Origin of the sequence: Streptomyces sp. NPDC053427, from assembly GCF_044544985.1 — a bacterium.
GTDB lineage: Bacteria > Actinomycetota > Actinomycetes > Streptomycetales > Streptomycetaceae > Streptomyces.
In genome coordinates, this window is sequence record NZ_JBITYA010000011.1 from 50,991 (window position 1) to 65,375 (window position 14,385).

Annotated in this window: 13 protein-coding genes; 7 read left to right on the forward strand and 6 right to left on the reverse strand. The window is 72.9% G+C overall.

The window, feature by feature from the left end:
• Positions 1-49: 49 nt before the first annotated feature.
• The 4 genes from ACIGWZ_RS28560 (at position 50) to ACIGWZ_RS28575 (ending at position 4,107) form a co-directional block, all read left to right on the forward strand.
• Positions 50-1,036 (forward strand): ABC transporter ATP-binding protein, encoded by a 987-nt coding sequence (locus tag ACIGWZ_RS28560; RefSeq protein WP_400069573.1) that lies wholly within the window; start codon positions 50-52, stop codon positions 1,034-1,036.
• Positions 1,033-1,842, forward strand: a complete 810-nt coding sequence (locus ACIGWZ_RS28565) for an ABC transporter permease (protein WP_400069574.1) — start codon at positions 1,033-1,035, stop codon at positions 1,840-1,842. Before ACIGWZ_RS28560 ends, ACIGWZ_RS28565 begins: the two co-directional genes overlap by 4 nt.
• Positions 1,839-3,116: a DUF6895 family protein gene (locus ACIGWZ_RS28570; protein ID WP_400069575.1), complete on the forward strand. Its 1,278-nt coding sequence runs from the start codon at positions 1,839-1,841 to the stop codon at positions 3,114-3,116. Before ACIGWZ_RS28565 ends, ACIGWZ_RS28570 begins: the two co-directional genes overlap by 4 nt.
• A gap of 85 nt (positions 3,117-3,201) precedes the next feature.
• A complete protein-coding gene (locus ACIGWZ_RS28575) occupies positions 3,202-4,107 on the forward strand; it encodes a class I SAM-dependent methyltransferase (RefSeq protein WP_400069576.1) in 906 nt (301 codons plus the stop codon).
• Between the two features lie 30 nt (positions 4,108-4,137).
• Here the strand turns inward: ACIGWZ_RS28575 and ACIGWZ_RS28580 are convergent, their stop codons facing one another.
• The 3 genes from ACIGWZ_RS28580 to ACIGWZ_RS28590 form a co-directional block, all read right to left on the reverse strand.
• A complete protein-coding gene (locus ACIGWZ_RS28580) occupies positions 4,138-4,719 on the reverse strand; it encodes a hypothetical protein (protein ID WP_400069577.1) in 582 nt (193 codons plus the stop codon).
• Between the two features lie 121 nt (positions 4,720-4,840).
• Positions 4,841-7,294: an MFS transporter gene (locus ACIGWZ_RS28585; RefSeq protein WP_400069578.1), complete on the reverse strand. Its 2,454-nt coding sequence runs from the start codon at positions 7,292-7,294 to the stop codon at positions 4,841-4,843.
• Between the two features lie 216 nt (positions 7,295-7,510).
• Positions 7,511-7,954 carry an SRPBCC family protein gene (locus ACIGWZ_RS28590; protein WP_400069579.1) on the reverse strand — a complete coding sequence of 148 codons (444 nt, stop codon included), beginning with the start codon at positions 7,952-7,954 and terminating at the stop codon, positions 7,511-7,513.
• A 157-nt stretch (positions 7,955-8,111) separates the two neighbouring features.
• Between ACIGWZ_RS28590 and ACIGWZ_RS28595 the strand changes: the two genes are divergently transcribed.
• On the forward strand, positions 8,112-9,164 hold the full coding sequence (locus ACIGWZ_RS28595; protein ID WP_400069580.1) for an Rv2578c family radical SAM protein: 1,053 nt from the start codon (positions 8,112-8,114) through the stop codon (positions 9,162-9,164).
• On the opposite strand, the gene ACIGWZ_RS28600 is transcribed toward ACIGWZ_RS28595, so the two are convergent.
• The 3 genes from ACIGWZ_RS28600 to ACIGWZ_RS28610 are packed head-to-tail and all read right to left on the reverse strand — an operon-like array spanning position 9,128 to position 11,048.
• The gene (locus ACIGWZ_RS28600) at positions 9,128-9,514 is read right to left on the reverse strand and encodes a MerR family transcriptional regulator (RefSeq protein ID WP_400069581.1); all 387 of its coding nucleotides are present in this window, start codon (positions 9,512-9,514) and stop codon (positions 9,128-9,130) included. The genes ACIGWZ_RS28595 and ACIGWZ_RS28600 overlap by 37 nt on opposite strands.
• Positions 9,515-9,570: 56 nt before the next feature.
• Complete coding sequence (locus tag ACIGWZ_RS28605; protein WP_400069582.1) at positions 9,571-10,344, reverse strand: SDR family NAD(P)-dependent oxidoreductase; 774 nt, start codon at positions 10,342-10,344, stop codon at positions 9,571-9,573.
• Between the two features lie 35 nt (positions 10,345-10,379).
• The gene (locus ACIGWZ_RS28610) at positions 10,380-11,048 is read right to left on the reverse strand and encodes a HEAT repeat domain-containing protein (RefSeq protein ID WP_400069583.1); all 669 of its coding nucleotides are present in this window, start codon (positions 11,046-11,048) and stop codon (positions 10,380-10,382) included.
• Between the two features lie 397 nt (positions 11,049-11,445).
• On the opposite strand from ACIGWZ_RS28610, the gene ACIGWZ_RS28615 reads away from it, so the two are divergent.
• Complete coding sequence (locus tag ACIGWZ_RS28615; RefSeq protein WP_400069584.1) at positions 11,446-13,266, forward strand: 3-hydroxyacyl-CoA dehydrogenase family protein; 1,821 nt, start codon at positions 11,446-11,448, stop codon at positions 13,264-13,266.
• Positions 13,267-13,408: 142 nt separating this feature from the next.
• Positions 13,409-14,212 (forward strand): TetR family transcriptional regulator, encoded by an 804-nt coding sequence (locus ACIGWZ_RS28620; protein WP_400069585.1) that lies wholly within the window; start codon positions 13,409-13,411, stop codon positions 14,210-14,212.
• Positions 14,213-14,385: the final 173 nt, after the last annotated feature.

The following is a 14,385-nucleotide window of genomic DNA, read 5'->3' on the forward strand; positions in this document are numbered from 1 at the left end:
CGCGGCGGGCCGCGCCCCGGACAACGGTCTGCAGGAAAGGAGCGTTCCGATGGCTTCGACGCCGCCCGCCTTCGAGGTGGCCGGTCTTGTCGTGCGGTACGGCAAGCTGCTCGCCGTCAAGGAGGTGTCGCTCGCCTCGGCGCCGGGCCGTATCACCGCGCTCCTCGGCCCCAATGGCGCGGGGAAGTCCAGCCTGCTGAGGGTGCTGTCGACCGCGGCGCGGCCGGACGGTGGCAGCGTGCGGATCTTCGGGCACGACGTGCGCGCGGCGCCGATGGCGGCCCGGCGGCGCCTGGGGCTGGTCTTCCAGGAGCGCACCCTCGACAAGGAGCTGTCCGTCGAGCGCAATCTGTGGTTCCACGCCCGGCTGTTCGGCATGAAGCGCGCGGACGCCCGGGCGCGTATCGACGTGATGCTGGATCTGTTCGGTCTCGCCGACCGCCGTCGTGACCCCGTGGAGGAGCTCTCGGGCGGGTTGTCCCGGCGCGTGGAGATCGCCCGCGCCCTGCTGCACCGGCCGGGCCTGATCATTCTCGACGAGCCGACCAACGGTCTGGACCCGGCCGCGCGGAGCGCCGTATGGGCCGATCTGTTGCGGCTGCGGTCGGAGTTGGGGGTCACGGTGCTCTATTCGACGCACTACATGGACGAGGCGGAGTACGCCGACGACATCGTCATCCTGCAGAAGGGGCGCGTGGTCCGGCAGGGCAGCGTCGACCGGCTCAAGAGCGGTCTGGATTCGTCCCGGATCGTGGTGTCCTGCGCGGACGATGAGGCCGCCGCGCGGCAGTTGCGTGCCGTGGGCTTCGATCCGCTGCTGGGGGCCGAGGGGGTCTCGGTGCACTGCGCCGACCCGGAGACCCGGATTGCGGAGGTGGTGCGGGCCCTGGATGTGCCGGGCCTGACCGTTTCGGTACGTCATCCGTCCATGAATGACGTGTATTTGGCGGCCGCCGCCGGGCGTGACGGGCGGCACGCGCATGGCGGGCGGGACAGCCAACGGGAGAGCGTGCCGGGGAGCGTGAGGACGCCATGACCGCTGCGACCGCGCCCGCCTCCTCCGCTCCCGCTCCCGCCGTCACCGAAGGGCGGCTGTCCGTCGCCCTGCGCGCCATCTCCGTGATCGCCCACCGCGATCTGCTGCGCCAGGTCAAACGGCCGGGCGTGCTGCTCAGCCAGGCCGTGCAGATCGTCTTCTTCGTCCTGGTCTACGCCGTCGGCTTCGACGGCATGATCCCCTCCGTGGGGTCCGTGCCCTTCAGCGCCTACGTCTTCCCCGGCATCATCGCCATCCAGGTGGTCTCCATCGGGGTCGCCTCCGGCCAGACGTACGCCTGGGATCGGGAGTACGGGGTGCTGCGCGAACTTCTCGTCGCCCCGGTGCCACGGATCTGTCTGCCGCTGGGGAAGGTCGCGGCGGGCGTCGGCATGGTCACCGTGCAGAGCGTGGTGATGCTGGGCTTCTCGCCGCTGATGGGGGTGGATCTGACGGCGGGCCGGTTCGCGGCCGCGGCCGGCTGCTATGCGCTCGCGGCAACGGTGTTCAGCGTCATCGGGCTGTGCCTGGCCACCGTCATCACCCGGGTCCAGACACTCCAGGCCACGGTCCAACTGGCCATGTTCCCGATGCTGTTCCTGTCCGGGTCGGTGTTCAGCGCGCAGGACGCGCCGGGCTGGCTGGCGCTGATCATGCACCTCAATCCCATGACCTATGCCGTCGACCTGGCGCGGGGGACGCTGCTGGGCGGCGGCGGGCTGCTGGCGTGGTGGGCGGATCTGACCGCGCTGGGCGGGATTCTGGCGGCGGCGCTGGTGCTGTTGCGGGTGCGGAGCGGGCGATGAGCGCGGCGGAGGGCCCGGAGGCCTGCTGGGTGCCGGTGCCGGCACACGCGCGGTCCGGCGGGGCGGCGCCGGACGAGGACGAGGCGGCGGCCGGCGTCCTGTCCGGGGCGCTGGACTGGCTCGACGCGCATCTGGAATGGTTCGCCCCGCACCGCTGGGAGCGCTTCCTGCCGGGGCGGCCCTTCCGGCCGGGTCCGTTGCTCGAACTTCTCGGTCTGGTAAGGCTGTTGGACCGTTCGGGCCGATTGCCCAAGGACGCCGATCTGCCGTCCCGCGCCCTCGATCTCGCCGAACAGGCCGCGGCCGAACCGGACTTCGACCGAGGCCTGCGCCGTGCCGACGCGCTCTTCCCGTACCACCTCAACCTCATCGCCCTGCTGGAGCTTCTCGGCCGCCCGCAGCCCGCGCTGCGGACGCGCGGCGCGGGCCTGCTGGCGGCGGGCGCGGGCGCCCATGCCCAGCCGTACAAGCCGGTGCTCGGCCGGATCGAGCTGCGCTACTTCCTCGACCGCGGCGGTTTCCGGGCCCCCGCCGCGCTGCCCGACGTCGCCGCGCTCTTCCGGGAGAGCCTGCCCGCCCTGCACCCGGACGTCCTCCACCTGACGGAGAGCGAGACCTACGCCCTCACCCATGCCCTCTTCTACGTCACGGACTTCGGCGACCGTGACGTCCTGGGCGGCGCCAAGGAGGCGGCCCGGCTGCGCGAGACCGTGCGGGTGCTGCTGGCCGTCCATCTCGCCCGCGGAGCCCTCGATCTGGTGGCCGAACTCCTGCTCTGCGCAACGGCGTTGGGATCCCCCTCCGCCTCTCTGGTGCGCGACGGCTGGTCGGCCCTGGCCCGCGCCCGGCGGCCGGACGGCGCGGTGCCCAGCCCGGTGCACCGGCCCGAGGTCCTGGCCGGACTGACCGGCGACAAGGCCGCGGCCTATCTCTTCGGCACCTGCTATCACACCACTCTGGCGGCGGGTCTGGCCGCGGCGGTACGGCACGGGCGGGGTGCGGCCGGCCGTGCGGCCCACCGTGCCGTCTGCGGTCCGCGACTCCCCTGCGCGGCGCCCGAGGAGATCCTGTGCTGGGCCCGGGAGGCGGCGCAGGCCCCGCCCTCGTCGCGGGCGGCCTGGGCGGCCCACCTCGCCCCTGTGCTGGTGCTCTGCGTCCAGGCGCGCGACCTGCCGGTGCTGACGCAGGTGCTGCGGGCCGCCGAAGCTCTCGGGCACGGCGATGCCCCGGTGGTCCGCTCGGCCGCCGCGTATGCGTCCGCCCAGTCCCGGTGACCGCCGGTACGACTTTGCACTCCCCCGGGTGACCGGCGCTCCGATAGCCGTCGTACGGGACCGGTCTGCCGGTATCAACGGCCACATGATCGAGGACGTGCGCCACCAGCCGGTGTCAGGCCGTATCAGGGCAGACCTCCGGGGAATCCCCGAAACGGCCCTGTGGACCGTCTATCACCGGGCCGCCGAGGCCGCCCACCCGGACACCGTGCTGCCGGACCCGCGCGCGGTGCAGCTGGTCGCCGAGGTGGACTTCCCCTTCCGGGAGCGGCTCGGCGCCGCCCGGCCGTGGGTGGCGCAGGCCATCGCGCTCCGCGCCCTGGCCTTCGACGGTGCGGTGCGTGCTTTTCTGGCACGGCATCCGGAGGGCACCGTGATCGCGCTCGGGGAGGGCCTGGAGACGCAGTTCTGGCGGGTGGACAACGGCCGGGTGCGCTGGGTCACCGTGGATCTGACCGATCCGCTGGAGCTGCGCAGGCGTCTGTTGCCGCACGGTGTCCGTCAGCGGCTGGTCGCCTGCGACGCCCGCGAGCACCGCTGGATGGCCGGCATCGATGCCTCGCGCGGGGTGCTGGTGACCGCGCAGGGGCTGCTGATGTATCTGCGGCCCGCGCAGGCGCAGGGGCTGATCGGTGCCTGCGCGGCGGCCTTTCCCGGTGGCACGATGGTGTTCGACACCGTGTCACGGCGGTTCAGCGCCCGCTCCCGCGACGGTGCGCGAGGGCCGGGCGGCCATCGCCTGCCGCCGATGCCCTGGGGCATGAACGCTTCGGAGCGCCGGCACCTCTTCGCCGCCCACCCGTCGATCACCGAGGTGACCGATGTCCCGCTCCCGGCCGGCCGCGGCCTCCTCGGCTATCTCGCCCCGCGCGCCGCGGCGGTGCCGCTGCTGCGCGGGGACCGGCCGCTGATCACGCGGGTGCGGTTCGGTGCGGCGGGCGGCGGCCGGGCCGGCGGCAAGCCGGTCGTCCCGCGGCCCGCCGAGGGGTGACGGCCGGCCGCCCCGCGGCGTACGGGCGCCTCACCAGGCGCCTCCCTCCGGGTCCTGCGTGAGGAACTCCGCGACCAGGTCTGCCGGGTTGGCGTCTCTGGTCAGGGTGAACATCCCGTCGGGGTCGAACATGTCGTAGAGGATCACCGGCAGCGGCCGGCCCAGGCCGGTGACGATCCGGTCGTCCGAGTGGAGCTGCCGCGCCAGATCGACGCAGAGTTCGTGGAACTGTTCGTCGAGGCGCTCGCCCCGCTCGTCCTGTTCGTGTTCGGGGAGGCTGTCCGCGTCCTCGTACCAGAGGCCTTGGGCCTCGGCCTCCCGTCGGTGCAACTCGGCGCCGACCGGGTCGTGTTCGCGATCGGCGCCCACGGTGCGCACGCCCTCCAGGCCCGACGGCGGGAAGTAGGCGTAGTTCCAGCGGGCCTCCCATGGCTCCAGCGCGCTCGACTCCGCCAGCAGCCGGGCCACTTCGAGGTCGGTGTTGTAGCCGATCGCCAGGTACGGGAAGCGGGGGTCCTGGTCGACGCTGTCGATCCGGAAGGTGACGGCGTAGATCCCGGGGGCCAGGTCCTGGGGGAACTCCGCCAGGGCGCGCGCCGTCGCCTGCCTCATGTGCTGCCGGAACATCATCTGGAGCTCCCCTCGGTGGCCTGCGGTATCACGGCGATCGGCTGGGCGGAACTCTAACGAGCCACCGCCCGGCGCGGCGGGCCGGGCCGGGGGGGCGGTGGGCTCAGTCCTCGTGGCCCAGTTGGAGGTCGCGTTCGGTGCGGCCGCCGCCGGCGACGCGGAGGACGGTGGCCACCGGCGGGTATCCGGCGGCGATCACGGTGTACTCGCCGGCGGAGAGGTCCACGAAGCGGAACAGGCCGTCGGGTCCGGTGGTCGCGGTGTCGACGACGTTGCCGCCCGCGTCCAGAAGGGTCACCCGTGCGTCCTCCACGGGGCGGCCGCCGCCGGCCCGTACGGTCCCGCGGAGCACCGCGCCGCCCGCGAGTTCGATGTCCTGGCGGGTCTCGCGGGAGGCGTGGACGGTGACGGGCAGGGCGGCGGGCCGGAATGCCGGGGCGCTGGAGGCGAGGGTGTACTCGCCGGCCACCAACTCCCCGATGACGTAGCCGCCTTCGCGACCACTGCGGGTGGTGGCGACGACCTCGCCGCGTACGTCGGTGAGGGTGACCATGGCATCGCGTACGGGTGTGCCGTCGCCGGTGGTGACGGTGCCCGCGAGGCGGCCGGCGCCGCCGAGCACGACGTCGAGTTCGACCGGCCGCTCGCCCACCGTGACGGTGACGGCCTGTGGCTGGTGCCCGCCCGCGGCCGCGATCAGTACGTACGAGCCGGTGCCGGGGGTGCTCAGCGCGTACCGTCCGTCCTCGCCGGTGGCGCCGCGTCCGATCTGCCGGCCGGCGACGTCGATGAGGGTGAGGGCGGCTCGGGGCACGATGGAGCCGTCGTGGTGCTGGACGGTGCCGCACACCGGGACGCCGGCGGAGGGTGCGGCGTAACCGGGGGTGGGCGGATGGCCGTTGACGGCGGCGCGTGCCCGGGGCACGCCGATCGAGGGGTCCTCGGCGTCGCCGTAGGGCGCGTGCGAGGTCTGGGGGGCCTGCGTTGCATGAGAGGCGTGGGACACCGGTGGTTTCACTTTCAGGAAGATGGCGAGCAGGAAGCCCACGACGAGCACCGGCGCGAGGTAGAGGAAGATCCCCGGCATGGCGTTCGCGTACGCGGCGATGTAGCTGTCCCGCAGCCCGGCGGGCAGGGCGTGTACCAGCTGCGGAGTGAGTGAGTCCGGATCGGGCAGCTGGGCCGACCGGGGCAGTTCGTGGGCGAGTTGGCCGGCGAGGCGGTGGGCGAAGAGGGTGCCGAAGAGGGCCGTGCCGACGCTGCCGCCGAGATGACGGAAGTAGGTGGTGGCGCTGGTCGCGGCGCCGAGATCGGCGCGGCGTACGGAGTTCTGCACGGCGAGCACCAGCACCGGCATGACGAAGCCGAGGCCGAGGCCGAGGATGCCCGTCCAGAGGCCGTAGACGCCGCGCGGGGTGTCCCGCTCCAGCCGGGACAGCAGCCACATGCCCTCGGCGGCCACCGCGCAGCCGAGGATCGGGAAAATCTTGTAGTGACCGGTGCGGCTGATGAGGCGGCCGGAGACGAGGGAGGCGAGGACGATGCCGCCCATCAGGGGCAGCATCAGCAGGCCGGAGGCGGTGGCCGTCGCCCCGTCGACCATCTGGAGGAACGTCGGCAGATAGCTGGCGGCGCCGAAGAGCGCGATGCCGATGACCGTCCCGACGAGGCCGGTGAGGGTGAAGACGGAGTCGCGGAACAGCCGGAGCGGCATCAGGGGGTGGGGGGCGAAGTGCTCGACGGCGAGGAACAGCAGGGCGGTGCCGAGCGCCCCGGCGCCGAGTCCGAGGACGACCCGCGAGTTCCAGGCGTACTCGGTGCCGCCCCAACTGGTCAGCAGCACAAGGCAGGTGGTGAACGCGGCGAGCAGCAGCGCGCCCGCGATGTCCAGCTTGGGGCGGCCCGGGGGCCTGGGGAGCGTGAGCGCGGCGGCGACGAGGAGGAAGGTCAGCACGCCGATCGGCACATTGAGGTAGAAGCACCAGCGCCAGGAGGCGTGATCGGTGAGGAGGCCGCCGATCAGCGGCCCGGCCGTGGCGGCGAGGCCGAAGGCCGCGCCGATCAGGCCCATGTAGCGGCCGCGGGCCCTGGGCGGTACGACATCGGCGATGATCGCCTGGACGCCGATCAGGAGGCCGCCGCCGCCGATGCCCTGGACGGCGCGGAAGGCGATCAGTTCGTCCATGGAGCGGGACCAGCCGGACAGTGCCGAGCCGGCGACGAAGACGAGGAGGGCGAAGAGGAAGGCGGGCTTGCGGCCGAAGAGGTCGCCGAGCTTGCCGTGGACCGGCAGGCCGATGGTGGAGGCGAGCAGGTAGGCGGTGACCGCCCAGGACATCTTGGGCAGGCCGTGCAGGTCGCCGACGATCCTGGGGAGCGCGGTGGCGACGACGGTCTGGTCGAGGGCCGCGAGCAGCAGCGTCAGCATCAGGCCGGCGAAGACCAGCCGCATGCGGCCGGAGCCGAGGGGGCTCGCCCCGTTGCTCGGGTCGACGGCGACGGGCGTCGCGGCCCGCTTCGCCCGCTTGCCCCGCTTCGTCAAGGTGGTCCCGCCCACGTACTGCCTCCCTCGTCACACCTGCACCACCGCCCCTTTTTCGCATCGGGCGACAACGGCGAACAAGTACGACGAAAGGGGGCGTGCGGGGCGGGAAGGGGCATCAAGTACGTTGCCCTGGGCGCCTATTGGGCTCCCATCAGGGGTTTCCGTACGACGACGGTCCGGTCGGCCGGACACCGCGGCGCAACGGAAACCACCCGAACCGGTGACCGGCTACTTCTCCATCTCCTTGGCGAGGTTGGCGAGGATCGTGTCGTAGATCCGGCCGAGGCCCTTGGGGGCGAAGGTCCGCTCGAAGAAGCCGCCGACGCCGCCGGCGCCCTGCCAGGTGGTGGTGACCACGACGTTCGCGCGCTTCTCGCCCGCCGGGGTGACGACCCAGGTGGTCACCATGGAGGAGTTGCGGTCCTTCTCGACGAGCTGGCCGTCGGTCGGCTCGTCGACCTCCAGCAGGCAGTCGCGTACGCGCTTGCTGGTGGCCTGGAGCTTCCAGTGGACGAGGGTGCCCTTGCCGTCGCCGCCCTCGCGGATCTCGTACTCGCTGAAGTGCTCGGGCAGCAGCTTCTGGCGCGTGCCGCTGTAGTCGGCGAGCGCGTCGAACACGTCCTCCGGGTCCGCCGCGATCTCGCGCTGCGTGGTGGCCTCGACCTGACCCATGTGTGTCTTCCTCCAGTAGTCGGCTGCCGGTCCTGCGATGCGCCGCCAAGCCAACCACCACTGGGCGGCACGCCCAAAATCCGGGGCGACGGCCGACAAGGGAACATGTGTTCTATTATCGGGAACGGGGGCTCGACAGGACCCTGAAGGAGGCCCGATGCGCTGGGACAATCTGGGCGAAAGCCCTGCCGCGCTGTTCGGTACGGACGTCGTCAGCCGGACGATCGACACCCCCGAATTCCGGGGCATCACCTTCCACGAAGTGCGCGCCCGCTCGATCGTGAACCGCGTCCCGGGCGCCTCCCGGATGCCGTTCGAATGGACCGTGAACCCGTACCGGGGGTGCAGCCACGCCTGTGTCTACTGCTTCGCCCGCAAGACCCACAGCTATCTGGACCTCGATACGGGGCTCGGCTTCGACTCCCAGATCGTGGTGAAGGTCAACGCCCCCGAGCTGCTGCGCCGCGAGCTGGCCGGCCGGCGCTGGCGCGGCGACCACATAGCCATGGGGACGAACGTCGACTGCTATCAGCGGGCCGAGGGCCGGTACGCCCTCATGCCCGGCATCATCACGGCGCTGCGCGACCGGGCCAACCCGTTCTCCCTCCTCACCAAGGGCACGCTCATCCTGCGCGACCTGGAACTGCTGCGGCAGGCCGCCGACGTCACCGACGTCGGCATCTCCGTCTCCGTCGGCTTCCTCGACCGGGAGCTGTGGCGCACGGTCGAGCCGGGCACGCCCGCCCCCGAACGCCGCCTGGACGTCGTCCGTACGCTCACCGCGCACGGCATCCCCTGCGGCGTCCTGATGGCACCGGTGATCCCGTTCCTCGGCGACGCGCCCGACCAGCTGCGGGCGACGGTCCGGGCCGTCGCCGAGGCCGGGGCCGGGTCGGTCACCCCGCTCGTCCTGCATCTGCGGCCCGGCGCCCGCGAGTGGTTCATGGCGTGGCTGGGCCACCACCACCCGCATCTGGTGCGGCGCTACGAGCGGATGTACGCCGGCGGCTCGTACGCCCCCACCTGGTACCAGCGCCGCATCACCCGCCAGGTCCACGAACTCGCCGGGGAGTACGGCATCGGCCCGTACCGCCCCGGCGAGCACCGCAATGTCCGCGACGTCCGCGACGCGGCGGTCAGCGCGGCCGGTGAGGATCCGGCCGGGCCGCTCGATCAGCCCGCGGAGCCCACGCAGTTGACGCTGCTGTGAGCCTCCGGCGCGGCCGCCAGGGCGCCGGCCAGGCGGTCGCGGGCCGCCGTCTGGGCAGCGATCCGCGCGTCGATGACGGCGAGCCGCTCGCGGGCGATCCGCAGGCCCTCGGACGAGGGCGGCGCGGTGGTCATATCGCCGTCCAGGCAGTGCGTGAAGCACCGTACGTCGGCGAGCGTGAGGCCGGCGTCGAGGAGATGGAGGATGTTGCGGACCCGTACGGCCGCGCGCGCGTCGTAGTCGCGATAGCCGTTCGCCGTCCGCTCCGAGCCGATCAGCCCTTCGCTCTCGTAGTTGCGCAGCGCCCGCGGCGACGCCCCCGTCAGCCGTGCCAGCTCTCCGATCCGCACCGGACCACCTCCCCGGCACGTTTCTACCAGGGCGGCGGCCGGCGGCCCGGACCAGGTCAGCCGACCACCGCTCCCCCGTCCACCGGCAGCACCACCCCCGTGACGAACGACGCGGAGGGCGCGGCCAGCTGCGTGATCGCCCAGGCCACCTCCTCGGGCCGTCCGACCCGGCCCATCGGGGTGTGGTCGATCTGCCACTTGCGGACGGCGTCCCGGCGCTCCGGGGACCAGCCCTGGTGCAGCGCGATCGGGGTCTCGATCGCGCCGGGCGCGACGGCGACGACCCGTACGCCGCGCGGCGCGAGCTCCACCGCCCAGCTGCGGGTGAGCAGTTCGAGGGCCGTCTTGGTGGCGGCGTAGACGGAGTTGCCCGGCCAGCCCCGCTGCCCGACCGCGGTGCTGAGGTTGACCACCACGCCGCCGGTCCGCTCCAGGTGCGGCACCGCCGCCTGGGTCAGCAGCACCGGCGCGACGAGGTTGGTGGCCAGCAGCGGCGCCATCAGCTCCTTGGTGTAGCTGCCGAGCGCCCCCTCGCCCACCGTCGCGGCATTGTTGACCAGCACATCCAGCCGTCCGTACGTCTCGACCGCGTACCGCACGACGTCCTCGGGCGCCCCGTCCTCGGTGATGTCGGCGGCATACGGCGCGATCGAGCCGCCCTCGGCGCACTCCCGCGCGGTCTCCTCCAGCGGCGCGCTCCGCCGCCCGACCGCCACCACCCGCGCCCCCTCGGCCGCGAAGGCGCGGGCGGTGGCCCGGCCGATCCCCGTGCCGGCGCCGGTGACGATCACGACCCGGGAGTGCTGTGTCCTGCTGTTCGTGTGTTCCATGCCGGGAGTCTCGAACCCTGCCCCCAGCGTCAAGGTCAAGTCCCGGCCTTCCGGCCGTCGTGCTCGCCGCCGCGGGTGCCGTCCGGCCCGCCTCCCGGCACGTCCTCGTGGACGCCCAGCCGCGCCAGCGACGCCGCCGCGGCCGCCGCCAGGCGGGGATGCGGGAGGGCCGCGGTGAGCGTGGGGACCGCGCGGCGGTCGCCCAGGGCGCCCAGGCCCTCGACGCAGGCGAGGGCCACCCGCCAGTACGGGTTGTTGGGGGTGAGCAGGCGGTCCAGGGTCGCGATCAGGGCCGGTACGGACTGCGGGGCGCGGAGTTCGGCGAGGAGCCGGACGGGGTGCAGGGCGTAGGCGGTGCGCAGCGGGTTGGTGGCGAGGGCCGCGGCGGCGCGGGCGGTGCGGGGGTCGCCCAGGCGGCCGAGGGCGTGCGCGGCGGTGGCGCAGCGGACCGGTTCGCGGTAGTTCAGCAGCAGCACCAGCGTCTCGAAGGCGCGTTTGTCGCCGGCGCAGCCGAGGATGAAGGCCGCGATCTCCCGGGCCCACAGGGGGCGCTCGACGGCGATCAGCATCCGGGCCAGTTCCTCGCGTCCGGCCGGGGTGTTCTTCCGGGCAAGTCCGAGCAGCCGCTCGTAGGCGACCAGATCCTGTGGGGAGCGGAGCTCGGCCCGCACCCGGTCCGTCAACTCGTGGAATTCGTCTTCCATTTGACGCTTCCCTCCCGCCGGGCCTCCCCGGTTCCGCGGACGTGGCCTGCGCCACAGCCTAATGACCCGCACTACCCCTGGCGCTCCGGTTACCCACCGGTTAACCTGCTGGAACGAGCAGCACCCCTGCTCGGGCGGCCGGTGACGCAGCCGCCAGTAAGTGAAGTCGGTTCGGCACCGCACCCAGCACGACAGTTTCAGGAAGCACACGGCACGGCCCCGGGACAGGGCCCGCCGCGGCTCCCTCTCCGCCGGCGCTCCCGCAGCGCTGCGGCTTCCGCGGCTCATCCGCCGTATCCCTCAAGCCGCTGCGCATTGCTCACGGTCGCGTCCGTGCGGCACTCCTCAGTCGTCACCTCTCCCCTGCCCTCAGGGGAACACCTTCTGGAGTCTCGCGATGGGCCCTTCGTCCACCCCTGATCTCTCAACCGACGTTTCCCCTCTGTCCCTTTCGACCGTGGCCGTGGTCGGGCTCGGCACCATGGGCACCGGCATCGCCGAGGTGCTGACCCGGGCCGGCCGCGAGGTCATCGGCATCGACACCGACGAGACCGCGGCCCGGCACGCCGTCGCCGCCCTCGAGGCCTCCACCGCACGCGCCGTGCAGCGCGAGCGGATCACCGAGCGGGAGCGGCAGGACGTCCTGGCCCGGTTCCGCACCTTCTCCGATCTCCAGGCCGCCGCGGACGCCGATCTCGTCATCGAGGTGGTGCCCGAGGACTACGAGCTCAAGCGGCAGGTCGTCACGGCGCTGGACGCCGTCGTCCGCCCCGACACCATCCTGGCCACCGGCACCAACGCGCTGTCGGTGACCCGGCTGGCCGCCGACTCGCAGCGCCCCGAGCGGGTGCTCGGTGTGCACTTCTTCAACCCCGCACCGGCCATGAAGCTGGTCGAGGTGGTCTCCTCGGTGCTCACCGCGCCGACCGCGGTCGCCGCCGTCACCCAGCTCGCCCGCGAGCTGGGCAAGGACCCGATCGCGGTGGGTGACCGCCCCGGCTTCGTCGCCGACGGCCTGCTCTTCGGCTACCTCAACCAGGCCGCCGCGATGTACGAGGCCAAGTACGCCACCCGCGAGGACATCGACGCCGCGATGAGGCTGGGCTGCGGTCTGCCGATGGGCCCGCTCGCCCTCCTGGACCTGATCGGTGTGGACACCGCCCGCACGGTGTTGGAGGCGATGTACGCCGAGTCGCACGACCGGCTGCACGCCCCCGCGCCGATCCTGGGCCAGCTGGCCGAGGCCGGACTGACCGGCCGCAAGGCGGGCCGCGGCTTCTACACGTACGAGGCACCGGGCGGTTCCACGGTCGTGCCGGACGCGGAGACCCCCGCGGCCGCCGGTGACCAGGCCTCGGGGCGTACGGTCCGCTCCGTCGGCGTCGCCGGCTCCGGGACGATGGCGAGCGGCATCGCCGAGGTCTTCGCCAAGGCGGGCTTCGAGGTCGTGCTGGCCGCCCGCAGCCTGGAGAAGGCGGAGACGGCCAAGGCCCGCATCGCCAAGTCGCTGGGTCGCGCGGTGGACAAGGGCAGGCTCACCGCCGAGGCCCGGGATGCCGCGCTCGCGGCGGTCACCCCGGCCGGCTCCCTCGACGCCTTCGCGGACGTGGACCTGGCGGTCGAGGCGGTGGCCGAGGATCTCGAGATCAAGCAGCAGCTCTTCGCCACGCTGGACAAGGTGTGCAAGCCGGGCGCCGTGCTCGCCACGACGACCTCGTCCCTGCCGGTGGTGGCCTGCGCCCGCGCCACGTCCCGCCCGCAGGACGTCATCGGCATGCACTTCTTCAACCCGGCGCCGGCCATGAAGCTGGTGGAGGTGGTCCGTACGGTTCTGACCGCCGACGACGTCCACGCCACCGTCCGCGCCGTCTGCGCCAAGGTCCGCAAGCACGCCGTGGACTGCGGTGACCGCGCCGGCTTCATCGTCAACGCGCTGCTCTTCCCGTACCTGAACAACGCGATCAAGATGGTCCAGGAGCACTACGCCTCCCTGGACGACATCGACGCCGCCATGAAGCTGGGCGGCGGCTACCCGATGGGCCCGTTCGAACTCCTCGATGTCGTCGGCCTGGACGTCTCGCTGGCCATCGAGAAGGTGCTGCACGCCGAGTTCCGCGACCCCGGGCTCGCTCCCGCGCCGCTGCTGGAGCATCTCGTCGCGGCGGGCTGCCTCGGCCGCAAGACCGGCCGCGGCTTCCGTGAGTACGCCAAGCGCTGACGGGCGGGGGCGCCCCCGGCCGCGCGCCGGGGGCACGTGGGGCGGACTGCTGGACCCTCGGGCCGGCGGTCCGTCCCAGGTCACGGGGGCGCGGCCGGTACCTGATGCCGCAGGCCGAGTAAATATGCAGTACCGTCCCCACATGTCCCAGCCCGCTCGTACGCCGACATCCGACGCAACCGACACCAGCACTCCCGGCACTCGCCGCGCGGCCGCTCAACGGCTCAAAATGCGCCGCGAACTGTCGGCGGCGGCAATGGAACTGTTCGCGACCAAGGGCTACGAAGCGACGACGGTCGACGAGATCGCGGCCGCCGCGGGGGTCGCCCGCCGCACCTTCTTCCGCCACTTCCGCTCGAAGGAAGAGGCGATCTTCCCCGACCACGACGACACCCTCGTCCGTGCCGAGGCCGTCCTGGACGCCGCCCCGCCGCACGAGAATCCCCTCGACACGGTCTGCCGCGGCATCAAGGAAGTCATGCGGATGTACGCGGCCGCCCCGGCCGTCTCCGTCGCCCGCTACCGCCTCACCCGTGAAGTCCCCACCCTCCGCGAGGCCGAGATCGCCTCGGTCGCCCGCTACGAGCGGCTGTTCACCCGTTATCTCCTCGGCCACTTCGACGAGGGAGCCCACCGCGAGGGCGACGACGACCCGCTGCTCGCCGAGGTCGCCGCGTCGGCCGTCGTCACCGCGCACAACCACGTCCTGCGCCGCTGGCTGCGCGCGGGCGCCGAGGGCGACGTCGAGACCCAGCTGGACCACGCCTTCGAGATCGTCCGCGAGACGTTCGGCACGGGCATCGGGGCGGGACGCACGTCCACCGGGGAGCCCACCCCGCCGGCGAAGGTGTCGCGGGAGGGCGAGGTACTGGTTGCGGTCGCCCGCACGGATGCGCCGTTGGACGAGGTCATGCGGACCATCGAGCGGGCGCTGAAGAAGCGCTGAGGTCGGCGCTCCGGGTGCGCCCGGACACCCGTGAAGCCGTGTCAGGCACCCTGTGCACGTCTCTGTGAACTCGCCGTGCCGTGCGGGCACTTGCCGCCGCGTTCCGGGTCACCGCGGCCAGGAGCGCGGCGGGCCGCGGGAATGCGCCACCCCGCCCGGAGGTACGGCCCCAA

Excerpts from the sequence above, each read along its gene's own strand:
- ACIGWZ_RS28560 (WP_400069573.1), top strand. The coding sequence starts at position 50 with ATGGCTTCGACGCCGCCCGCCTTCGAGGTGGCCGGTCTTGTCGTGCGG.
- ACIGWZ_RS28590 (WP_400069579.1), bottom strand. The coding sequence starts at position 7,954 with ATGGGTCAGGTCGAGGCCACCACGCAGCGCGAGATCGCGGCGGACCCG.
- ACIGWZ_RS28570 (WP_400069575.1), top strand. The coding sequence starts at position 1,839 with ATGAGCGCGGCGGAGGGCCCGGAGGCCTGCTGGGTGCCGGTGCCGGCA.
- ACIGWZ_RS28580 (WP_400069577.1), bottom strand. The coding sequence starts at position 4,719 with ATGAGGCAGGCGACGGCGCGCGCCCTGGCGGAGTTCCCCCAGGACCTG.
- ACIGWZ_RS28610 (WP_400069583.1), bottom strand. The coding sequence starts at position 11,048 with ATGGAAGACGAATTCCACGAGTTGACGGACCGGGTGCGGGCCGAGCTC.
- ACIGWZ_RS28575 (WP_400069576.1), top strand. The coding sequence starts at position 3,202 with ATGATCGAGGACGTGCGCCACCAGCCGGTGTCAGGCCGTATCAGGGCA.
- ACIGWZ_RS28595 (WP_400069580.1), top strand. The coding sequence starts at position 8,112 with ATGCGCTGGGACAATCTGGGCGAAAGCCCTGCCGCGCTGTTCGGTACG.
- ACIGWZ_RS28615 (WP_400069584.1), top strand. The coding sequence starts at position 11,446 with ATGGGCCCTTCGTCCACCCCTGATCTCTCAACCGACGTTTCCCCTCTG.
- ACIGWZ_RS28565 (WP_400069574.1), top strand. The coding sequence starts at position 1,033 with ATGACCGCTGCGACCGCGCCCGCCTCCTCCGCTCCCGCTCCCGCCGTC.
- ACIGWZ_RS28620 (WP_400069585.1), top strand. The coding sequence starts at position 13,409 with ATGTCCCAGCCCGCTCGTACGCCGACATCCGACGCAACCGACACCAGC.
- ACIGWZ_RS28605 (WP_400069582.1), bottom strand. The coding sequence starts at position 10,344 with ATGGAACACACGAACAGCAGGACACAGCACTCCCGGGTCGTGATCGTC.